A 19,497-nucleotide genomic window follows, 5' to 3' on the forward strand; every position below is an offset into this window, starting at 1 on the left:
GCCCCGACCGGCGGACCGCCGGTCGGGGCCGCGCACGGTCCCGACGTCGACGTCCTGGGGCGACCGCGGGGTCAGCCGGTGCGGGCGCCGGGCCCCCGGCCGGTCAACACCCGCGTGACCGCGGGGGAGGGGCGCAGCTCCACGGGACGGCCGGCCAGCTCGGCGGCCTCGACGTGGTCGAGCAGCAGCTCCGCGCCGGGCTCGGACAGCGCGGTCACCGACCGGGCGTCGATGCGGTCGACGCGTGCCGGCTCGCGGCCGTAGCGCCGCCAGAACGCGTCGACGGCGGCGGCGTCGACCGCGCCGGCCAGGCAGAGCAGCCGCCCGCCGGTGGTGTTCAGCAGGCGGACGACGCCGCGCCTGCTCAGCGGGCTGTCGGGGGCCTCCGGGCTCACCTCCCCAGTGTGCGGTCGTCCGGTCCGCCGTACCGGCCGGGCCCGGTCGAGCGCGGTCCCGGCCGGTCGGGGTCCGCGCGGTCCGGGCGGGGAGGATGGGAGCGTGGAGAACCTCCTCGACGTCGCAGACCCCGGGACGGCGCAGCGCCTGGGCGCCGAGATCGAGGCGGCCGCCCGCCGGCTGGCCGGGGTGGTGGAGCGGACGCCGCTGCAGCGCAACGCGCGGCTGTCGCAGGCGACCGGGACCGACGTCTGGCTCAAGCGCGAGGACCTGCAGGTCGGCCGGTCCTACAAGATCCGCGGCGCCTACAACACGATCAGCCAGCTGGACGCCGGTCGGCAGGCCGCCGGGGTCGTGTGCGCCAGCGCCGGCAACCACGGGCAGGGCGTCGCCTACGCCTGCCGGGCGCTGGGGGTGCGCGGCGCGGTCGTCGTCCCGGGGACGACGCCGCGGCAGAAGCGCGACCGCATCGCCGCGCTCGGCGGGGAGATGGTCGACCTGGTCGTCACCGGCGACACCTACGACGAGGCCGCGGCCGCCGCGCTGGCCCACGCGCGGGACACCGGCGCGACGCTGGTGCCCGCCTTCGACGCCGTCCCCACCGTGGTCGGGCAGGGGACCGTCGCCCTCGAGCTCCTCGAGCAGCTGCCCGCCCCCCCGGACGTCGTCGTCCTCCCCGTCGGCGGCGGTGGCCTGCTGGCCGGCTGCGCGACGTGGCTGCGGCAGCACAGCCCCGGCACCCGCATCGTCGGCGTCGAGCCGGCCGGGGCGGCGAGCATGGCCGCGGCGCTGGCGGCCGGGGAGCCGGTGGAGCTGCCGCAGCTGGACACGTTCGTCGACGGCGCCGCCGTCCGCCGGGTCGGCGAGGTGACGTTCCCGCTGGTGCGGAACTCCGGGGCGGAGCTGGTCGCGGTGCCCGAGGGCCAGATCTGCACCGAGATGCTCGACCTCTACCAGGTGGACGGCGTCATCGCCGAGCCCGCCGGGGCGCTGGCGACCGCCGCGCTGACCGGCGGGCTGGTGCCGGTCGAGCCGGGGCAGACGGTGGTCTGCCTGCTGTCGGGCGGCAACAACGACGTCAGCCGCTACGGCGAGGTGGTGGAGCGCTCGCTGGTGCACCGCGGCCTCAAGCACTACTTCCTCGTCGAGTTCCCGCAGGAGCCCGGCGCGCTGCGGCGCTTCCTCGACGAGGTGCTCGGCCCGGACGACGACATCGTGCTGTTCGAGTACGTCAAGCGCGACAACCGCGAGACCGGCGCCGCGCTCACCGGCATCGAGCTCGGCAGCGCGGCGGACTTCCCGGTGCTGCTGGCCCGGATCGAGGCCAGCCCGCTGCGCATCCAGCACGTCGCCCCCGGGACGACGGCCTACCGCTTCCTCGTGTGACGTGCGCGGGGTGACCACCCGGCCGCTGACCGTGGGCGACCGCGAGCTCCTCCGGACGGCGACCCTGGCGAACGTGAACTGGTCGGGGGAGCAGCGGTTCACGCACCGCGACGTCGACGAGCGGCCCGACCTCCGCCACTACACCCTGTTCCGGCCCGAGCGCGGCGACCTCGGGTTCGTGGCCGTGACCCAGGGCCTGGTGGTGGGCGCGGTCTGGGCGCTGTTCCTCGGCAGCGACGACCCCGGCTACGGGTTCGTGGCGGACGGCGTCCCGGAGCTCAGCCTCTGCGTCTGGTCGGGGTACCGCGGCCGGGGCATCGGCGGCGAGCTGCTGCAGCAGGCGCTCACCGAGGCGCGCCGGCGGGGGATCGGGCGGGTGGGCCTCAGCGTCGAGGCCGGGAACCCGTCGGTGCGCCTGTACCGGTCGGCCGGTTTCACGCCGGTGCCGGGCGCGGCCGAGGGGACCCTGGCCGTCGACCTCTGACCCGGCGGCTCGGCTCCGGTCGAGCCGCGCGGCCAGGCGTGCAGCCGGGCGCCGAGCACCGGGTCGAGCGAGCCGGCCCAGGCCCCCGGCCCGGCGCGTCCCAGCGAGGCCACGGGCCGTTGCCAGCTCCGTCACAGGTTCGCGCTCCACCATCTCCTCGACGGCTGGACACACCGGCCGCTGACCGAGGAGACCACCGTGCGCAAGAAGTTGGTCGTCGCCGCCGCAGCAGGCGCCCTGACGCTGACCGGACTGGCCGTGGCCGTTCCCGCCGTCGCGGCCACCGATGAGACGGACGGCACGTCGACGTCCGTCGTGGACCGCATCAAGGACGCCCTCTCCGGCCTGGTCGAGGACGGGTCGATCAGCCAGGAGCAGGCCGACGAGGTGGCCACCACGCTCAGCGATGCCGACCTCGGGTGGCACGGCCACCACGGCGGCTGGTTCGGCCTCGAGACCGCCGCCGAGGCGCTGGGCACGACCGAGGACGAGCTGCGGACCGCGCTGGAGGCCGACGGTGCCACGCTCGCGAAGGTCGCCGAGGAGAAGGGTGTCGCGGTGGACACGCTCGTCGACGCGCTGGTGGAGGCCAAGCAGGAGCGCATCGCGCAGGCCGTCGAGAGCGGGATGCCCCAGGACGTGGCCGACGAGCGGCTGGCCGACCTGGAGCAGCAGGTCACCGAGTGGGTCAACTCGACTCGTGAGGACATATCGGGGCGCGGCTGGTGGGGCCACCGCGACGCCGACGACTGACCCGCGCGCCAGCAGAGCGGCGCCGTCCCCCCGTGGGGCGGCGCCGCTCGGCTGTCCGGCGGGGTGGACGGCCGAGCGGAGTGGAGGTTAGCCTGGCCTTACCGCGTCCGGACGGGCGGGAGCACGAGGCGAGGGAGATCCGCGTGGGGCTGCGACTGCCGGTCGGCGACGTGACCGTGCTGCTGGGCCCGGCGGCTGCCCGCCGTCAGGTGATGGCTGCGCTCGACGACGACAGCGGCCGCTGCGCCTCCGGGCACTCCGCGGTCCGCGTGCAGCGCCTCGCGGCAGCCGCGGACGACGACGTGGACCGGCGCATCGAGGCGATCGAGGCCGTGCGCGAGGCCGGGGCGACGATCGTGCTGGTCGACCGGCTCACCGAGGGGCTGGCCGCGCCGGACCGCCGCGCGGTCCTCACGGCGCTGCGCCCGGTGGCCACCGGTGGCCGGGCGGTCCTGGTGGACGACGACGACCCGGTCGCCGCGCTGGCGGTGGCCGACGGCGCGCTGCGCGCCGACCCGGCCGGCGGGTTGTCGACCGAGTCGCTCGGGGACCTGGGCTACCTGGCCTCGTAGCCGGATGACCCCGCCGCCCCCGACTGCTCGCAGGCTCGCAGCGGGACCCTGCAGCGGGACGGTTGGATCAGGTCACCTGGCCTCGTAGGTGAGGCAGTCCGCAGCGTCGGTGCTCGGCCCGACCTGCACACCGGGGGCGTGGCACTCGAGCTTGTCGTTGTGCACGCAGTCCGAGCGGTGGCAGGCGCCGACCAGCCCGTTGCGGTCCAGCCCGCCGCGGAAGCTGATCTCCACGAAGGTGCCGCAGTGTGCGTGGTCACCCCCCACGGTGATCGCGCCCGCGTGGCAGCTGTGCTCGGAGTTGTACGAGCAGCTGTCGACGGTGCAGTTCTGGACCTGGGGCATGTCCTGGAGAGAGGTCATGGGCAAGGTTGGCACGTCCCCCGGGGGCCCGCCAGCAAACTGAGGCTTGCCTACGTGCAGGTCAGAGGCCCCGTCTCACAGCGGTCTCACAGCTGGTCCACCCCCCTCGTCGAGCTCCGGCGGGGACCATGGCGGGAGAACAGGAGGAGGTGGCCGCACGTGGTCGTGCAGACCGGAACGGCCCCCACCGCGGCCCTCGGGCGCGGGGGGCCGCACGGTGTCCTGGTGGTCGTCGGCGGGCTCCCGGGCAGCGGCAAGACGACCCTGCTGCGCCGGCTCCTCGCCGACGGTGCGCCCGGGGTCGTCGGCCTGGACTCCGAGGACGTCGCCGCGCGGGTGCAGGCCGTCGCCGTCCGGGTCCCGTACCGGGTGGTCCGGCCGCTGGTGCACGCCTGGCACCGGGTGCGGGTGCTGCGCGTCGTCGCCGGGCCCGCGCCGGTCGTCGTCCTCACCGACCCCTGGACCCGGCCGTGGTGGCGGGCCGCCGTCCTGCGGACCGCACGGCGGGCCGGACGCTCCGTGCGGCTGGTGCTGCTCGACGCGTCGCGGGAGCAGGCGGAGAGCGGGCAGGCCGCCCGCGGGCGCGGGATCCCAGCGCGGTCGATGCGCCGGCACGCCGCCCGGTGGGGTGCCCTGCTGCGGGACGTCGCCGGCCCGGACCGTGGCGCCGGGCTGGACGCGGTGACCGTCGTCGACCGGGTGCGGGCCGGCCGCCTGACGCTGGCCGACCTGCTGGGCCGGTCGGCGGCCTGAGGCGGCGGGGCCCGGCGGGGGACCGGCCCGGGTCGGGTGGTTCCGGAACCCGGCTGGGTAGGGCGCGGCGGTGGAAGAACTCCTGGTGGACGCGCTCGGCGTCCTGGTCCCCGTGGTGGAGGCGTGCGGCGCCGCTGTCATCGTCGTCGGGGCCCTCTGGGCCTTCGTCCGGTTCGTGGTCGTGGGCGTGCGCGACCGGGACGCCGGCGCCTTCGTGCCCGTCCGGCTGACCCTCGGCCGCTTCCTGGCGCTGGGCCTGGAGTTCCAGCTCGCCAGCGACGTGCTGCGGACGGCGGTCGCGCCCAGCTTCCGCGAGCTCGGCCAGCTGGCCGCGGTCGCCGCCATCCGGACGGCGCTGAACTACTTCCTGGCCAGGGAGATCGACGAGGAGCGCCGCCAGCTCGCCGAGGAGCGGGCGCAGGAGGGCACCACGACGCGGCCGGCGCGGCCGACGTGAGCGCGGCCGTCCAGAGCGCCGGCGCGACGATGGCACTGCTGGTGACCGCGGCGGCCCTGGTCGCCGGTGTCGTCGCACTGGTGGCGACCCGCTCTCCCGCCGCGGCGCTGCCGGTGTTCCTCGACCTGCTCGTCGCAGCCGGGCTGCTGCGGCTGGTCGGGCAGCCGAGCTGGCAGGCGCTGGCCACCGCAGCCACGATCCTCGTGCTGCGCCGGCTGATCGGGTTCGGCCTGCGCACCGGCGGACGCACCTGGGCCGCCACCCGGCCGGACCGCCCGACCCGCCTGCCGGACCTGCGCCGGCTGGTGCGCCCGGCCTGGCGAGCCTGAGCCCATTCCGTCCGGCGCGGTTCCCTCACGCACCGCCAGGACGCGCGCGCGGCCGTTGACGGCCGGGGGCAACCCCGAGTTGATTCCTGACACCGGGTGTCGCACAGACGCCCCCGGGCCAGGGGGAGCACGGTATGCCGGCGTGGACGGTGCAGGTCGCAGAGGACCACGACGAACGGGTGGAAGCCGAGATGCTGGCCACCGAGGCAGGAGCGCTCATCGCGTTCTCGGAGGAGGGGCTGGTGCTGCGCGCCTGGGCCCCCGGGCAGTGGCGGACGGTGCGTCACCTCGAGGCAGCGGAGGCGTTCCGGGGCGGGGCGGGCAGCAGGGGCGACGTGCTGCACTGGGTGCCTCGGGTCTGAGGCAGCCCGTCACGCGTGCGGGGACCGGGCACCGCGCGAGCGCAGGTGTCCCGCGAGCGCGAGCACCGCGGCCAGTGCCATGACCAGGCCGAAGACGAGCACGCCGTCGACCGCCTCCACCGCGGCCGCCCCCGCCGCGGCGTAGAGCACCGCAGGCGCCGCAGTTCCGACCGTGGCGGCGAGCAGAGCGGCCGGCCAGCGCAGCGGCGAGGTGCCGGCCAGGACGGCCACGGTCTCGGCGAGCACCGGGACCGGGCGGGTGACCACGATCGCCAGCGCGCCCCAGCGGGTCAGCAGCCGGTCGGCCCGCCGCCGCTGGGCCGGGGTGGTCACCCGGTCGACCAGCCCGCGTCCGCGCCGTCCCACGGCGAAGCCCACGGCGGTCGCGCCCACGCCGCCGAGCAGGGAGAGCGCGGCCCCGGGCAGCAGGCCGAAGAGCGCGCCGTGGGCCAGCATCACCAGACTCGCCGGGACCGGGACGGCGACGTCGGCCACCAGCAGGGCGACGCCGAGCACCGCGGCCAGCGCACCGGCGGCCCGCAGCGTGGGCAGCGGGTCGGTGAGCAGCGGGACGCCGGCGGCCTCCACCACGGCGAACAGCAGCAGCGAGGTGCCCGCCAGGGCGGCGACCACCAGTCCGTAGCCGCGGGGGAGCACGGGCGTCACACGTCGCGGCGGTGCAGCACGGCGTCCGCGGCGAACTCCAGGAAGACCTCGCGCAGCAGCAGCTGGTGCGCGCTCTTCTCCGACACGACCCGGAAGGCGACGTCCACCGCCCGCGGCCGGCCGAGGGCCAGGCCGAGCTGCTCGGCGACGGCGAAGGCGCTCATCGAGTCGAGGTTGGACAGGGTCAGCTGCCGCAGGTCCCGCCAGGCCGCGCCGCTGCCGCCGGCGAGCAGGCCCTGCACCTGACCGGCCAGCTCCCGGCCCAGGCCGAGCACGGCCCCGGTCAGGGCGGTGAGCCGGTGCGGCGCGGCGGGGCGGACGTCCAGGCCGGCAGCGATCTCGTCGACCGCGGCCTCGTGCCGGCGCGCCGCGTCGTGCAGCTCGGTCAGCCAGGTCCGCACCTGGGGGTCGCCGACCAGCGGCACGGTCCGGCCGAGCAGCTGCCGGTAGCCGGTCTGCAGCGAGGCGAGGGTGGCCAGCCAGGTCGCCGCGCGCTGCCGCTGGGCGGCGAGGGTGGCCTCGTCCAGCTCGACCAGCAGCGGCGTCCTCGTCACGACGCCTCCCCGGAGCCGTCGCGGACGACGCGCCACAGCACACCGGTGTGCCCGTAGGACAGGTGCTTGCTCGGGTCGACTGTGGAGACGCCGAAGTCGAGGACGTACAGGCTGCCGTCGGGCGCGGCCGTGACGTCGACCGGCCGCTCGATGCCGCCGCTGCGGTGCGCCGACGCCGGTCCGGGGTGCCGGTTGGTCATGAACGGCTCGGCCGACCCGGTGGTCGGGTCGACGGCGACCACCCGGAAGCCGTGGTCGAGGTCCTCCGCCCGCGGGGAGTTCATCGGCGCGAGGGTGCCCCACTCGGCGACGAACAGCAGGCCGCGCATGCCGAAGGCGTCCGAGCGGGAGACGTCGAGGCCGCACAGCGCCGAGTGCGGCTCCTCCAGCCACACCGCCGGCCCCGCCCACTCCGGCAGCGGGTCGGCGATCAGCTGCTCGGCCGGACGGCCGCGACTGGGCCGGTGCGACTCGTGCCAGACCGGCAACCCGTCGCCGCACAGGTCCGGGAAGCCGTACCAGGCCGGCGTCCCCACCTGGCCGTGCGGTGTCCGCGCGGCGTCGATGCGCCAGACCCGGTCGGGGTCGTTCGCGATCGCCCGGTCGCCGTTCTCCTCGTAGTCGTTGTCGGTGACGTACAGCTCGCCGTCCTCGGCGAAGACCATGCCGTACGGGTTGCGCACTCCCCAGGCGAGCAGCTCCATCCCGCTGCCGTCGGGGTGGGCGCGCCAGATGCCGCTGCTGCACTTGAGCCGGCCGCGCACGACCTCGCCGGGCTCGGCGGGGACGCCGAAGGGCTTGAAGGCGCCGGTGGTCGCGTAGAAGGGGTAGGGCGCCGTGGGGTCGTGGGTGACGACGTCGTTGCCGGTCAGCGTCACGTCCACGCCGGGGACGTCGTGGACGCGCTGGTGCCGGGCGAGGTCGACGACGTAGCCCTGCGGCAGGACGACGCCGTTCTGCGACACCGACCCCTGGCCGAAGTACATCAGCCCGTCGGGGCCGAAGACCGGGCCGCCGGGCTCGTGCCAGCCGCCGTCGGGCAGCCCGTCGACGATGGTGGTCCCGCGGCCGTCGGCCAGGTCGTACCGCACGATCCGCGACTGGTGGCCGCCCTTCGCGGAGACGTAGGCCGAGCCGTCGCGCAGCGCGATGTGCCGCGGACCGCCCAGCGGCTCCTCCCCGAGGGCGTCCAGGGTCCCGTCGGGGCGCAGCCGCAGGATGCGGCCGGGCAGGTGCGGGCGGGTGGGCCAGGTGCTCCCGCCCTCCAGGACGTAGACGGTGCCCTCGTCGTCCACGCCCATCCCGCAGGGCATCGACAGCCCGGCGAGCACCACCTCGGCGCGGTAGCCGGCGGGCAGCAGGACGTCGGCCGGGTCCAGCCGCGGGCGGGCGGGGGTGGGCAGCTGCTGCAGGGCCTCCGGGGAGGCGGCCACGGTCGGCAGCGTCACGGGCGCTCCTGGGGACGACGGCGCCGCGGCGTGCCTCTACGCGCGGGGTGGGTGCCGTGCCTCGGTCGCGGCCGGTGCAAACCCGCGGCGGGGACGGCGCCGGAGTGGCGCGGCACCGCGGCGGACCGCGGTCACCGATGGTGAGGCCCGCCGGCCGGTGGACGCCGACCCGGGCCGTAGGGTCGCCGCCGTGCTGCCTCCTGTCGTCGACGTCACCTGGGTGCGCGAGCACCGCGACGAGGTCGTCCTCGCCGACGTCCGCTGGTACCTCGACGGCCGGTCCGGCCGGGCCGCCTACGACGCCGGTCACCTGCCGGGCGCGGTCTTCGTCGACCTGGACCGCTGGCTGGCCGCGCACGCCGGGCCCGACGCGGGGCGGCACCCGCTGCCGGAGCCGGAGGTCTTCGCCGAGGGCATGGCCGCGCTCGGCATCGGGGACGACGACCCCGTGGTGGCCTACGACGACGCCGGCGGGGTGGTCGCCGCCCGGCTGGTCTGGATGCTGCGGGTGACCGGGCACGACGCGGCCCTGCTCGACGGGGGCACAGCGGCGTGGGACGGGCCGCTGGAGCAGGCCGTGCCGAATCGGGCCCCGGCGGTGTTCACCGCCCGCCCGTGGCCGGCGGAGCGGCTGGCCGGGGTCGACGACGCCCTCGACCCGGACGCGGTGGTGCTCGACGCACGCGATCCCGAGCGCTACCGCGGGGACCGGGAGCCGGTGGACCCGCGCGCCGGGCACGTGCCCGGCGCGGTCAACGTGCCCTGCCGGGCCAACCTCGACGCCGACGGCCGCTTCCTGCCGGTCGAGCAGCTGCGCGCGACCTTCGCCGCGGCCGGGGTCACCGCCGACAGCGACGTGGTGTCCTACTGCGGCTCCGGGGTGACGGCCTGCCACAACCTGCTGGCGCTGGAGCTGGCCGGCCTCCCGCAGGGGCGGCTCTACCCGGGTTCGTGGTCGCAGTACAGCGCCGACCCCGACCGGCCGGTCGCCGTGGGCGACCGGCCGGCCTGACCGGGGGCGGTCAGGACCGGACCGCGAGCAGCGCCTCCGCGGGGCAGCGGCACCTCCACGGAGGTGTTCGGGTCCTGTCGGCGTTGCGCAGCAGCGTGCCCGCGGAACGGTCCCGGGCCGGGGTGGAGTCGGCGACGCCGAGCCGGGCCACCTGGTCGGTCGAGCGCACGCAGCCCTGGATGCGCCGGCTGACCGTGTCAGCAGCCGGTCGCCGACGGCGTGCCCGCGGGCGTCGTCGACGTCCTCGACGTCGTCGAGGTCGAGGCACCCAGGTCTGGTACAGCGCCGCGAGCCCGACCATGACGACGACGTGGGAGTGCGCCTCGGTGAGGTCCTCCACCAGGTGGACCGGGGCCACCGAGGCGGCGAGCAGGGACGCCGTGGCCGCCGCCGAGCGCAGCCCGCGACCGGCTCCGGGCAGCACGGTGGACACCAGCGGGTAGGCGACCGCGAGACCGAGCAGCAGGGCGACCGGCCGAGCATCGCCATGGCGCCCAGGCCTCCCGCCCGCGCGGCGACCACCCGGAGGACGGCCCGGTGACGCCGGTCCCAGACCTCGGCCGGCCTCACCCGTCCGGGGGACCGGCGCCCGGGGGCTCCGACTGGCCGCCGGCCGGCGGGTCGGTCAGGGTGCGGAGGACGCCGGGGAGCCGTTCCCGGCGGACGGGGAGCGGTCCCTCCGCAACCCGCGAGCGCGAGGAGGTCCTGCGATGCGGGCCATGGTCTACCGGGGTCCCTACAAGGTGCGGGTCGAGGAGAAGGACGTCCCCGCCGTCGAGCACCCGAACGACGCGATCGTGCGGGTCACGCTGGCCGCGATCTGCGGCTCGGACCTGCACCTCTACCACGGCCTCATGCCGGACACGCGGGTCGGGCACACGTTCGGCCACGAGTTCATCGGCGTCGTGGAGCAGGTCGGGTCCTCGGTGCAGAACCTGCAGGTCGGCGACCGGGTGATGGTGCCCTTCAACATCTCCTGCGGGTCGTGCTGGTTCTGCGCCCGCGAGCTGTACTCCAACTGCCACAACGTCAACCCGAACGCCACGGCGGTCGGCGGCATCTACGGCTACTCGCACACCACCGGCGGCTACGACGGCGGCCAGGCGCAGTACGTGCGCGTCCCGTTCGCCGACGTCGGGCCGGTGCGGATCCCCGACTGGATGCACGACGAGGACGCCGTCCTGCTGACCGACGCCGCCGCGACCGGCTACTTCGGCGCGCAGCTCGGTGAGATCGCGGAGGGCGACACGGTCGTCGTCCTGGGTGCCGGGCCGGTCGGCCTGATCGCCGCCCAGTCCTCGTGGTTGATGGGCGCGGGCCGGGTGATCGTCGTCGACCACCTGCAGGAGCGGCTGGAGAAGGCGCGGACCATGGCCCACGCCGAGACCCTGGACTACGACGAGCACGACGACGTGGTGGTCGAGCTGAAGAGGCAGACCGACTTCCTCGGTGCCGACGTGGTGATCGAGGCGGCGGGCGCGGAGGCCGACGGCAACCTCCTGCAGCAGGTGACCGGGACCAAGCTCAAGCTGCAGGGCGGCTCCCCGGTCGCGCTGAACTGGGCGATCGACGGGGCGCGCAAGGGCGGCACCGTCTCCGTCGTCGGGGCCTACGGTCCGATCCCGAACGCGGTGAAGTTCGGCGACGCGCTCAACAAGGGGCTCACCCTGCGGATGAACCAGACACCGGTGAAGCGGCAGTGGCCGCGGATGTTCGAGCACGTGCGCAACGGCCACCTGACGCCGCGGGCGATGGTCACCCACCGGTTCCCGCTGGAGCACATCGCCGAGGCCTACCACGTGTTCTCCGCCAAGCTCGACGGCTGCATCAAGCCGCTGGTCCTGCCCGACGCGGCCTGAGCGAGGAGGAACGATGACCGACCCCGAGATCCCGAGCGCCTACGTCCGGGACAAGCGCCCGCCCCGCGAGACCCGCGAGCAGCTGCGGGCCCGGATCCCCGGCTGGGGGGCCGACCTCGACCCCGCCGACCGGCCGTCGCACCCCAGGCTGCACTACGCGCCGGGCACCACCGGCGCGCACTGGGACTTCCCGGAGCGGCAGCCCGAGCGGCAGCCGCGGGAGCGGTCGATCGAGCACGCCTTCGTCACCCCGGTCTTCGGCACCGCCCAGCCGCTGCGGGGAGTGTCCGGCGCCATCCGCAGGCTGGCCTACCGCCGCTTCAGCGAGGGCCGCCTGGCGCACTGGCTGCTGCTGATCGTCGGTGACCGGGTCGACGCCTGGAGCAGCCACCTGCGCTCGTTCGCCACGCTGCACCCGGACAACCCGGTGACCGAGACCGGCGTGAGGGCCGAGTTCACCCACGGCGGGCTGCGCTCGCGCCGCGGGCGTTCCGACGCCCGGCACCACGTCCTCGATCCGGTGATCGTGGCCGGGCCGTGGGTGGCCGGCGCCGCGGTGACGTACACCGGCGTCCGCCGGTTGGTGCGCGCACTCCGTCACTGACCGGGAGGGCGCGGACGGAGCGGTGCCGTTGCCCATCGACGTGCGTCGTCCGGGGCGGTGGAATGGGCGGGCACGGCCTGCGAGGCCTCGTCCCACACAGGGGGACACCGCTCATGACGCGCACCGGGGTGCCGAGTCCCCGCAGTGGGCACGAGACCGTGCGCACCGTGCCCCCGCGCCCGACGGGCCGCGTGTTCGGCGCCGGCCCGGCGGTCGTCGGGCACCGGGGCCTGGGCTGCGGGGCCGTCCGCGGCCACCGGGAGAACACCCTGGGGTCGTTCACGGCGGCGGCCGCGCTGGGGGCGACCTGGGTGGAGGCCGACGTCCGGCGGACGGCGGACGACGTCCTGGTGGTGGGCCACGACGAGGTGTACCCGGACGGCACCCGCGTGGCCGACGTTGGCGCGGCGGAGGCCGACCGGCGCGGCATGCTCCGGTTGCACACGCTGCTGGAGCAGCTGCCCCTCGAGGTCGGGGTGGACGTGGACCTCAAGCCCGCGATCGACGACAGCCTGCGACCGCCGTCGTGCACCACCGCGGCCCTGCTCGCGCCGGTCGTGGCCGCCGAGGCGCGTCGCCGCCCGCTGCTGGTCACGTCGTTCGACCCGGCGGCGCTGCAGCGGCTGCGCAGCCAGGAGCCCTCGCTGCCGCTGGGCTGGCTCACCTGGCACCGCTTCCCCCTGGACGTCGCGGTGGCCGCCTGCGCGCACATGGACGTCGACGTCCTCGGGCTGCACGTGGGTTCGCTCGCGGACCGGAGCTCGGACCGGGTCGAACCGGCAACCGTCGCCGAGGCGCTGCCGTTCGTCCACGGCGCCGGTCGGCAGCTCGTGGTGTGGTGCCCCGCACCGGCCTCGGCAGGTGCGCTGCTCGAGGCCGGCGCCGACGCCGTGGTGGTGGACGAGGTCCCGACGGTCCTGCGACTCCTCGGACCTCAGCACGCCCGGACGAGCGCCGGGGCGACGGTCGGCGCCGGCAGCCACCGGCTGCGGGTGCGCTGAGTCCGGCGAACTCCCAGGCGACGTCCAGTCCCTGCACGGAGGCGAGTCCTACCGTCGCTGTCCGTAGTACGGACCGGACGTGCTGGAGCAGAGCGGCATCGTGCGCAGCGACATCCGGTCCAGCTTCGGCGAGTACAGCGGCACCGCCCAGGGCGTGCCGATGACCCTGGAGCTGACCGTCTCCGACCTCGCCGACGGCGGGGTGCCGTTCGAGGGCGTCGCGGTCTACGTCTGGCACTGCACCCGCGAGGGCGGCTACTCGCTGTACTCCGCGGGCATCGAGGACCAGAACCACCTGCGCGGCGTGCAGGTCGCCGACGCCGACGGTCTGGTCCGCTTCACCAGCGTCGTCCCGGCCTGCTACGACGGCGCTGGCCGCACATTCACGTCGAGGTCTACCCGGACCAGGGCAGCACCACCGACTCGACCAACGCCATCGCCACCTCGCAGGTCGCGTTGCCGCAGGACGTCTGCGAGGCGGTCTACGCGACCGCCGGCTACGAGGCGTCGGTGAGCAACCTGTCGCGGGTCAGCCTCAGCAGCGACACCGTCTTCGGGGACGACGGCGGCGCGAGCCAGCTGGCCACCGTGACCCGGAACGTCACCGGCGGCTACACCCTGCGCCTCGCGGTCGGCGTCGACACCGCCACGATCCCGACCGGCGGTGGGACGAGCGGCGGTGGCGCACCCTCCGGTGCTCCGGGTGGCCCGCCGCCCGGTGGTGGCCCCGGCGGCACCCCGCCGACCGGCGCCCCGCCGGCCGGTGCCTCGCCGGCCGGTGCCTCGCCGGCCCTGCCGAGCAACTGAGGGCCGGGAACCGGTGCGGGTTCCTCCGGTCGCACGCGAGCCCGCTGGTCCGGTCGGTCCAGGGCGGCCGGCACGGGAGCGGCGCACCCCGGCAGGCCCTTGTCCTCTGGACCCGCGCTCGACGCCCGGCTGAGCATGGTGGCCTGCGATGACCTGGCCGGACGAGGGCGTTCCATGACCACAACGACGCTGCGACCCGAGCTGGACGATCTCCGCACACGCGTGGCGGGTACCGTGACCGGACGCGACGACCCGGGCTGCGACGAGGCCCGGGCCGTGTGGAACGGGATGGTGGACGCCGTCCCCGGGCCGTGGTGCGCGCGGCGGACGTGCGCGACTCCGCACCGATCATCGCGTACGTCCGGGAGCACGAACGGACGGCCCAGCAGGGTGCCCGAGGTCAGCAGCGGGTGACCGGCTGCCGAGTCCTCGTGCTGCGGTCGACCGTCGAGGTTGTAGGGGAGGGCGAGGTGCACGCGGTCATCCGGCACTACAGGGGCGGGTCGCAGCTCTTCGACGAGCTGGAGCGGCGGACCGATGACGTCGAGCGGGTGATCCGGGGTGTGCCCGGGTTCATCAGCTACCACCTGGTGAGGACGGCGGACGGCGGCTTCAGCGTCGGCGTCTTCGAGGACGAGTCCGGGGCGACCGAGTCCACGCGCGTGGCGGCGGACTGGGTCAGGCAGAACCTGCCCCAGTTGACGGTGAGCCCGCCCGAGGTCATCGAGGGTGGGGTGATCCTGCACCTGGGCAGGTGACCCGGCGGACGGGGCGGCGCACCTCCGGCGGTACGTGCCGATGCTGCGGCAACCGCCCGGCTGGGAGAGGGTGGACACCGTGGTCCGAGGGGGAGGGGCACGGATGAGGACGGTCGCGATTGCCTGTCAGGGCGGCGGCAGCCACACGGCGTTCACCGGCGGTGTGCTGCACCGCCTGCTGGCCGACGAGGACCACAGGGTCGTGGGGCTGTCCGGCACCTCGGGTGGCGCGGTCTGCGCCCTGCTGGCCTGGTACGGCCTGCTGACCGGCGGCGCGGCCGAGGCCGGCCGGCTGCTGGAGCGATTCTGGGAGGACAACGCGGCCAGCACGCTGGGCGACAAGGCGGCGAACGCCTGGCTGGTCGGTCTCGCCCGGCTCGAGGGACGGGTGGCGCTCCCGACGGTGAGCCCCTACGCCTACCCGGGGTTCGCCGGCACCGCCTTCACCGACCTGCTGACCCGTCACGTGGACGTGGATCGGCTGGCCCGGCTGCAGGAGTCCCCGCCGGAGGACCAGCCACTGCTCCTCGTCGGCGCCGTCGACGTCCTCAGCGGCGACTCCACGGCCTTCTCCAGCCGGCGCGGGGAGATCACCGTGAACGCCGTGCTGGCCTCGGCCGCCGTCCCGCTGCTCTTCCGCGCCGTCGAGGAGAGGGGCCGGTACTACTGGGACGGGCTGTTCAGCCAGAACCCGCCGGTGCGCCAGCTGCCCGACGCCGGCCCCGAGGAGATCTGGGTGGTCCGGATCAACCCGCGCTCCCGGGCCACCGAGCCGAAGACGGTGGGCGACATCGCGGACCGGCGCAACGAGCTGGCCGGCAACCTGTCGCTGGAGCAGGAACTGTTCTTCATCCGCAAGGTCAACGAGTGGGTGGACCGCCTCGGCGACCCGTACCGGCGCATCGAGATCCGCGAGATCACCCTCGACCTCGACCTCGACCTGCCCAGCAAGCTGGACCGCCGGCCCGCGTTCCTCCGCCGGCTGTTCGACGCCGGTCGGGAGCAGGCGGACGCCTTCCTGGCCGGGCTGCCCGGCTGACGGCGGGCCGGCGCCCGGTCACGGCCGCACGGAGTTCGTGACGATCCCCTCTCGGCGTTGCCGAGCCGTCGGGGAGCCCCTCTGTCGTCGACCATTCGAGAGGAGGGCGCTCCCGTCCCCCGGTACATGAACGGTGACGATGCCGTGACAGGCCGCGGTTAACGTGCAGGTGGCTCTCGCGAACGATTCGTCGTTCGTCCACGACTCCCATGTCGCAGCGACATCCGTATCACACGTCGGGCTGGACCGCGGACAGCCACAGGGCGGATGCCACGACTGCGGACGGCACCACGGTGACGCTCGGCCACGCTGACCGAGAGGAGACCTCGTCAGGGCAGTCCTGCTCCCGTCCTGAGCAGCGCATTGCCGTGAGGATCGAGACGTTGCGCGGGGGGCTCAGTGATCAGCTTCGAAGCGAGCGTCAGATCGGATGGAGCGGGCGATGACCGGATACAACAACCACAACATCCCGGAAGCGGCGCACACCTTCATAGACCGCAACATCAGCGCCGGGATCCTGACGGTCGCCTTCGGCCCCCGCGGCAGTTGGGTCTGCGTTGCTGCGAATGGTGCATGTGACTCTCATGGTATTCCGCGGGGATGCAAGGACGCGTTGAGGGACTTCCTGCGGCGCGGCTTTCGGATTCGCTCGATCGCATTCCCTCCGCAAGGAGGTGATCGGTGGGTCGTCGTGGCGGACCAGGACTACTCTGCTCAGGGCATTCCCGACGAGTGCATCCAGGTCATGGACACGTTCCGACGGAACAAGTGGCCGATGCGCCACATCGCGTTCCCTCCGTCGGGCGGCAACAGTTGGGTGATCGTGGGAACTGATCGCGTCTTCGCTCGGTCGATCGATGACGAGTGCTACCAGATCCTGAACAACCACATGCAGGGCCAACGGCCAGCCAGCGGCGTGTCGTTCACGCCCGATGGTGGATGGACCATCTTCGGCAGCGACGAGCCTTTCGCCCGTCGGATACATGATGATTGTTACCGACACTTGCGGGCCATCGCAGCGCAAGGCGACATGATCGATCACGTCTCGTTCGTTCCGGACGGTGACGGATACTCGATCATCGCCAACCAGGCGTCACCGTTCACCTCCCCCAATCTCATCCGCGTGTTCGAGAACAACTTCTTCCGGGATTCATCGGGCAAGGGCCACTCAGTGTGGGCCCGCATGGCTGCTCACGGCGTCCCCGGCGTCAGCGTCGCAATGGTGCTCGGTGGCGCCTTCGCGTGGCAGACCTCTTACGGAGTACTGGAGGCAGGGGGCCAGCAGTACGTCTACAATGACACGCCGTTTCAAGTAGCGTCGATCAGTAAACCGACTACCGCTGTCGGGGTCCTGCGGTCAGCGCAGGGTGCGGGCGCCAACATCGGACTCGACGACCCGGTGCAACAACACACGACGTGGACGATCCCGGTGCAGGCTGGCGGTTCCGCCAGTTGGGTCAACGAGGCGACGGTCGCGCTGACACTCGCCCACGAGGGCGGATTCAACGTGCCCGGATTCGGCGGATATCCCGACACGGGCACACAATTGCCGACACTCGACCAGATCCTTGCTGGTACACCCCCGGTGAACTCGCCCAAGATCGAGATCATGACGCGGCCCGGTCCTCGGTTGTACTCGGGAGGGGGCTATGTTGCACTGCAGCGCATGATGCAGGACGTCACCGCGACCAACTTCGTCGACTGGATGCAGTCCAACGTCCTCACCCCGCTCGGGATGAGTGGGTCGACCTTCGCGGTGACTCTGCCCCCGCAATTGTCCCGCGCCGCGACCGGGCACGTCGCGGGACCAGTCGCTATCAATGGAAAGCGGAATCGCTACCCCGAGTCGGCCGCCGCGGGTCTGTACTCGAACGTCGGTGACCTCTGCAGGATCATCCTCATGCTGAACTCGGGGGGCAGTCTCGACGGCGTTCCCATCCTCACCAGGGCGATGCGCGATCGCATGTTGCTCGATGAGCTCGGCATCTCCCGTAGCGGTGCACTTGCCGCCCTGGACTGCATGTACGCACACGACGGGGTGAATGCTGGGTTCTACGCGCTCATGCGAGGGTACCCCAACTTGGGTTCAGGATTCGCGATCACGACGAACGCCGATCATTCGGCGGGTGGTAGCGCCTTCGTCGCCGAAGTGGTTGCCGCGCTGGAGTACCTCTATCCGCGCGATCTGCTCCCTTCCGGCCACTCCGTCATCGGCCTCGACTCGGACCAGGTCTCTGCAGCAGCTCTCGACCTTGGCGTCGGAGGACGATGACCCGTACCACGCGGTCGTGCCGGAGAGCCCCGGAGACCTCGCCGCTCCCGCTCCAGCCTCGTGCCTGGGGGGAAGCCCGCTGGAACCGTGTCCCTGAGGCCGCCCTCAGGGACGATGACGAGCTCTGGAGGCCCGAGGGGCGGACACCGCGTGACCCACGGGAGCCCAGGCAGTGTCCGGGCCGTCATCGAGGCCGGTTCACCTGTGCGTCGAGGTGCCCGGCGTGACCTGTCCATGACCGACGTGGCAGCAGACAGGGGGCCGGTGGGGTACCGCTCAGAAGCGGTAGTGCAGCACGACGGTCCCCTTGCGGGACCAGGACGTGCTGTGCGCGGCCAGCCGGTAGTACGTGCGGAGGGCTGCGGGGAACTGGGCGACCTCGGGTTCCCGAGGGATCAAGATCTCCCTGACCAGGGTCAGCGCCGGGTTCCAGCGTTCCGGGTCGTGCGGGTCGTCGGAGCCGGGGAACCTGATCAGGTCGGCGACGGACCGGGTGCCGCGGGTGTGCTTGATGGCCCAGATTGCGAACCGGGGATAGCTGTTGAAGGCGATCTCCCCGCTGGGGAAGTGGCTCGTGAGCCGGTTCAGCAGGGCCACGACCTGGTCCAGGGTGAGGAACCCCAGCAGGCCGTCGGCGACGATCACCGCCGGCCGGTTCGAGGGGACGGCGGTCAGCCAGTCCGGATCCGTCACGTCCGCGCCGATCCCGTGAGCGTGCGCGCGATCCGGTACCAGGCCCGCTCGGGCGGCGATGACCGCGGGAGTGTCGACGTCGTACCAGTCGACGGTGGACGGCGGATCGATGCGCAGGACCCGGGTGTCCAGCCCTGCTCCCAGGTCCAGCCCGACGCCGTCCGGATGGCGAGCCAGGAACCGGGTCGCGATCTCGTCGAGCTTCTTGGCCCGCAGCGCGGCGTTCAGCATGAGGTTCGTGTCGATGTGCAGTCGGCGGTGGTCGTAGTCGAGCGTGCGGACGATCTCGTCGGCCATCGCATCACCGAGGACGGGATGCGGCGACCGGTTGTCCAGCGCCCTGCAGCAGAGCGTCAGGAACAGGCTGTCCTCGGTCGGCGTCAGGGCCGGCAGGGTGGTCGCCATCGGTTCGGCCTCTCGTGCGTGCCGGCGTGCTCGTTGCTCGGCCCGTCTGCGGGTCCCCGTTGACCCCCCACGTACCCAAGCCCTCGGCCGCGGCCTGTCCCAGGGGCCTAGGGCACATCGGCGCCGCGTCCGATCGGGTGGACGTCTCGTCCTCCGCCCTGGTGCCGGAGCGACCGGCACCGGAGCGGACGGGTCCTCCGGCGGGGCCTCCCGCTGCGGAGCCCCTACTGGACCAGGCGCAGTGCGGGCGCTGCGGGAGCGCTGCCGGTGGCCGCGGCCGACCCTCCGGGGAGGACGGCGAGCGCCGGACGGAGGCTCACCAGGTGCCGTCCACCGAGCCTGGCCCGGAGGGATGCGTTCGCGTAGCCGGCGGGCAGCCGGTGGCACTCGTCGTGGGCGTGCGGCGACGTCGCAGCAGCAGCAGCGGGGCGCGGCGCCAGGTGGACGTAGGTGATGCTGTCCGCGGGGTCGTACGTCCTCACCTCGTCCTCGCCTCCTCCCGGACCCGCCGGTGCGGCGGCCGC

At 74.0% G+C, this 19,497-nt stretch carries 25 protein-coding genes; 17 read left to right on the plus strand and 8 right to left on the minus strand.

Going from position 1 to position 19,497, the window contains the following annotated elements; genetic code table 11:
- Positions 1 to 71: 71 nt before the first annotated feature.
- Entirely contained in the window at positions 72 to 395 is a 324-nt protein-coding gene (locus tag BLS21_RS16170) for a hypothetical protein (RefSeq protein ID WP_091220644.1), read from the minus strand.
- Positions 396 to 498: 103 nt separating this feature from the next.
- Here BLS21_RS16170 and ilvA point away from each other — a divergent pair, with 103 nt between their 5' ends.
- The 4 genes from ilvA to BLS21_RS16190 all read left to right on the plus strand — a co-directional run bounded on the left by ilvA (position 499) and on the right by BLS21_RS16190 (position 3,591).
- Positions 499 to 1,782: a threonine ammonia-lyase IlvA gene (gene ilvA / locus BLS21_RS16175; protein ID WP_245700478.1), complete on the plus strand. Its 1,284-nt coding sequence runs from the start codon at positions 499 to 501 to the stop codon at positions 1,780 to 1,782.
- A 10-nt stretch (positions 1,783 to 1,792) separates the two neighbouring features.
- A complete protein-coding gene (locus BLS21_RS16180) occupies positions 1,793 to 2,266 on the plus strand; it encodes a GNAT family N-acetyltransferase (RefSeq protein ID WP_245700479.1) in 474 nt (157 codons plus the stop codon).
- A gap of 198 nt (positions 2,267 to 2,464) precedes the next feature.
- Positions 2,465 to 3,019 (plus strand): hypothetical protein, encoded by a 555-nt coding sequence (locus BLS21_RS16185; protein ID WP_091220647.1) that lies wholly within the window; start codon positions 2,465 to 2,467, stop codon positions 3,017 to 3,019.
- Positions 3,020 to 3,162: 143 nt separating this feature from the next.
- Positions 3,163 to 3,591: a hypothetical protein gene (locus tag BLS21_RS16190; RefSeq protein ID WP_091220649.1), complete on the plus strand. Its 429-nt coding sequence runs from the start codon at positions 3,163 to 3,165 to the stop codon at positions 3,589 to 3,591.
- Positions 3,592 to 3,663: 72 nt separating this feature from the next.
- Here BLS21_RS16190 and BLS21_RS16195 read toward each other — a convergent pair whose 3' ends face one another.
- Positions 3,664 to 3,954 carry a DUF1540 domain-containing protein gene (locus tag BLS21_RS16195; protein WP_091220829.1) on the minus strand — a complete coding sequence of 97 codons (291 nt, stop codon included), beginning with the start codon at positions 3,952 to 3,954 and terminating at the stop codon, positions 3,664 to 3,666.
- Positions 3,955 to 4,113: 159 nt separating this feature from the next.
- Here BLS21_RS16195 and BLS21_RS16200 point away from each other — a divergent pair, with 159 nt between their 5' ends.
- The 4 genes from BLS21_RS16200 to BLS21_RS16215 all read left to right on the plus strand — a co-directional run bounded on the left by BLS21_RS16200 (position 4,114) and on the right by BLS21_RS16215 (position 5,855).
- Entirely contained in the window at positions 4,114 to 4,707 is a 594-nt protein-coding gene (locus tag BLS21_RS16200) for an AAA family ATPase (RefSeq protein WP_175479591.1), read from the plus strand.
- A 70-nt stretch (positions 4,708 to 4,777) separates the two neighbouring features.
- The gene (locus BLS21_RS16205) at positions 4,778 to 5,164 is read left to right on the plus strand and encodes a DUF1622 domain-containing protein (RefSeq protein WP_091220654.1); all 387 of its coding nucleotides are present in this window, start codon (positions 4,778 to 4,780) and stop codon (positions 5,162 to 5,164) included.
- Entirely contained in the window at positions 5,161 to 5,493 is a 333-nt protein-coding gene (locus BLS21_RS16210) for a DUF1622 domain-containing protein (protein WP_175479592.1), read from the plus strand. Before BLS21_RS16205 ends, BLS21_RS16210 begins: the two co-directional genes overlap by 4 nt.
- 134 nt (positions 5,494 to 5,627) lie before the next feature.
- A complete protein-coding gene (locus tag BLS21_RS16215; protein WP_091220658.1) occupies positions 5,628 to 5,855 on the plus strand; it encodes a hypothetical protein in 228 nt (75 codons plus the stop codon).
- 9 nt (positions 5,856 to 5,864) lie between these two features.
- Here BLS21_RS16215 and BLS21_RS16220 read toward each other — a convergent pair whose 3' ends face one another.
- Genes BLS21_RS16220 through BLS21_RS16230 form a run of 3 tightly spaced genes read right to left on the minus strand, consistent with a single transcriptional unit; the run spans position 5,865 to position 8,523 of the window.
- Positions 5,865 to 6,521 carry a VTT domain-containing protein gene (locus BLS21_RS16220; RefSeq protein ID WP_091220661.1) on the minus strand — a complete coding sequence of 219 codons (657 nt, stop codon included), beginning with the start codon at positions 6,519 to 6,521 and terminating at the stop codon, positions 5,865 to 5,867.
- Entirely contained in the window at positions 6,518 to 7,075 is a 558-nt protein-coding gene (locus BLS21_RS16225; protein WP_091220663.1) for a hypothetical protein, read from the minus strand. Before BLS21_RS16225 ends, BLS21_RS16220 begins: the two co-directional genes overlap by 4 nt.
- On the minus strand, positions 7,072 to 8,523 hold the full coding sequence (locus BLS21_RS16230) for a PQQ-dependent sugar dehydrogenase (RefSeq protein ID WP_091220666.1): 1,452 nt from the start codon (positions 8,521 to 8,523) through the stop codon (positions 7,072 to 7,074). Before BLS21_RS16230 ends, BLS21_RS16225 begins: the two co-directional genes overlap by 4 nt.
- Positions 8,524 to 8,713: 190 nt before the next feature.
- Between BLS21_RS16230 and BLS21_RS16235 the strand changes: the two genes are divergently transcribed.
- Positions 8,714 to 9,535 carry a sulfurtransferase gene (locus BLS21_RS16235; RefSeq protein WP_175479593.1) on the plus strand — a complete coding sequence of 274 codons (822 nt, stop codon included), beginning with the start codon at positions 8,714 to 8,716 and terminating at the stop codon, positions 9,533 to 9,535.
- 10 nt (positions 9,536 to 9,545) lie between these two features.
- On the opposite strand, the gene BLS21_RS16240 is transcribed toward BLS21_RS16235, so the two are convergent.
- The gene (locus tag BLS21_RS16240) at positions 9,546 to 9,968 is read right to left on the minus strand and encodes a hypothetical protein (RefSeq protein WP_091220669.1); all 423 of its coding nucleotides are present in this window, start codon (positions 9,966 to 9,968) and stop codon (positions 9,546 to 9,548) included.
- Positions 9,969 to 10,245: 277 nt separating this feature from the next.
- Here BLS21_RS16240 and BLS21_RS16245 point away from each other — a divergent pair, with 277 nt between their 5' ends.
- From BLS21_RS16245 to BLS21_RS16275, 8 genes are all read left to right on the plus strand, one after another.
- Entirely contained in the window at positions 10,246 to 11,394 is a 1,149-nt protein-coding gene (locus BLS21_RS16245; RefSeq protein ID WP_091220671.1) for a zinc-dependent alcohol dehydrogenase, read from the plus strand.
- A 13-nt stretch (positions 11,395 to 11,407) separates the two neighbouring features.
- Positions 11,408 to 11,998, plus strand: coding sequence for a hypothetical protein (locus BLS21_RS16250; protein ID WP_091220674.1), 591 nt, complete (start codon positions 11,408 to 11,410; stop codon positions 11,996 to 11,998).
- A gap of 167 nt (positions 11,999 to 12,165) precedes the next feature.
- A complete protein-coding gene (locus BLS21_RS16255) occupies positions 12,166 to 12,999 on the plus strand; it encodes a glycerophosphodiester phosphodiesterase (protein WP_175479594.1) in 834 nt (277 codons plus the stop codon).
- Between the two features lie 79 nt (positions 13,000 to 13,078).
- Positions 13,079 to 13,513 carry a dioxygenase family protein gene (locus BLS21_RS25605; RefSeq protein ID WP_217636163.1) on the plus strand — a complete coding sequence of 145 codons (435 nt, stop codon included), beginning with the start codon at positions 13,079 to 13,081 and terminating at the stop codon, positions 13,511 to 13,513.
- A complete protein-coding gene (locus tag BLS21_RS25610) occupies positions 13,510 to 13,806 on the plus strand; it encodes a hypothetical protein (protein WP_217636164.1) in 297 nt (98 codons plus the stop codon). The genes BLS21_RS25605 and BLS21_RS25610 overlap by 4 nt, the downstream gene beginning before the upstream one ends.
- 329 nt (positions 13,807 to 14,135) lie before the next feature.
- A complete protein-coding gene (locus BLS21_RS16265; protein ID WP_245700480.1) occupies positions 14,136 to 14,564 on the plus strand; it encodes a hypothetical protein in 429 nt (142 codons plus the stop codon).
- 103 nt (positions 14,565 to 14,667) lie between these two features.
- On the plus strand, positions 14,668 to 15,603 hold the full coding sequence (locus BLS21_RS16270) for a patatin-like phospholipase family protein (protein ID WP_091220679.1): 936 nt from the start codon (positions 14,668 to 14,670) through the stop codon (positions 15,601 to 15,603).
- A 442-nt stretch (positions 15,604 to 16,045) separates the two neighbouring features.
- Complete coding sequence (locus BLS21_RS16275) at positions 16,046 to 17,875, plus strand: serine hydrolase domain-containing protein (protein WP_175479595.1); 1,830 nt, start codon at positions 16,046 to 16,048, stop codon at positions 17,873 to 17,875.
- A 276-nt stretch (positions 17,876 to 18,151) separates the two neighbouring features.
- Here BLS21_RS16275 and BLS21_RS16280 read toward each other — a convergent pair whose 3' ends face one another.
- The gene (locus tag BLS21_RS16280) at positions 18,152 to 18,973 is read right to left on the minus strand and encodes a class I SAM-dependent methyltransferase (RefSeq protein WP_091220684.1); all 822 of its coding nucleotides are present in this window, start codon (positions 18,971 to 18,973) and stop codon (positions 18,152 to 18,154) included.
- Positions 18,974 to 19,197: 224 nt separating this feature from the next.
- The gene (locus BLS21_RS16285; RefSeq protein WP_091220686.1) at positions 19,198 to 19,455 is read right to left on the minus strand and encodes a hypothetical protein; all 258 of its coding nucleotides are present in this window, start codon (positions 19,453 to 19,455) and stop codon (positions 19,198 to 19,200) included.
- Positions 19,456 to 19,497: the final 42 nt, after the last annotated feature.

The sequence above is a fragment of the Geodermatophilus siccatus genome, from assembly GCF_900103785.1.
GTDB lineage: Bacteria > Actinomycetota > Actinomycetes > Mycobacteriales > Geodermatophilaceae > Geodermatophilus > Geodermatophilus siccatus.

What these genes read in the sequence shown, in the direction of transcription:
- BLS21_RS16280 (WP_091220684.1), bottom strand. Translation starts at nt 18,973, where the DNA reads ATGGCGACCACCCTGCCGGCCCTGACGCCGACCGAGGACAGCCTGTTC.
- BLS21_RS16270 (WP_091220679.1), top strand. Translation starts at nt 14,668, where the DNA reads ATGAGGACGGTCGCGATTGCCTGTCAGGGCGGCGGCAGCCACACGGCG.
- BLS21_RS16215 (WP_091220658.1), top strand. Translation starts at nt 5,628, where the DNA reads ATGCCGGCGTGGACGGTGCAGGTCGCAGAGGACCACGACGAACGGGTG.
- BLS21_RS16275 (WP_175479595.1), top strand. Translation starts at nt 16,046, where the DNA reads ATGACCGGATACAACAACCACAACATCCCGGAAGCGGCGCACACCTTC.
- BLS21_RS16245 (WP_091220671.1), top strand. Translation starts at nt 10,246, where the DNA reads ATGCGGGCCATGGTCTACCGGGGTCCCTACAAGGTGCGGGTCGAGGAG.
- BLS21_RS16250 (WP_091220674.1), top strand. Translation starts at nt 11,408, where the DNA reads ATGACCGACCCCGAGATCCCGAGCGCCTACGTCCGGGACAAGCGCCCG.
- BLS21_RS16195 (WP_091220829.1), bottom strand. Translation starts at nt 3,954, where the DNA reads ATGACCTCTCTCCAGGACATGCCCCAGGTCCAGAACTGCACCGTCGAC.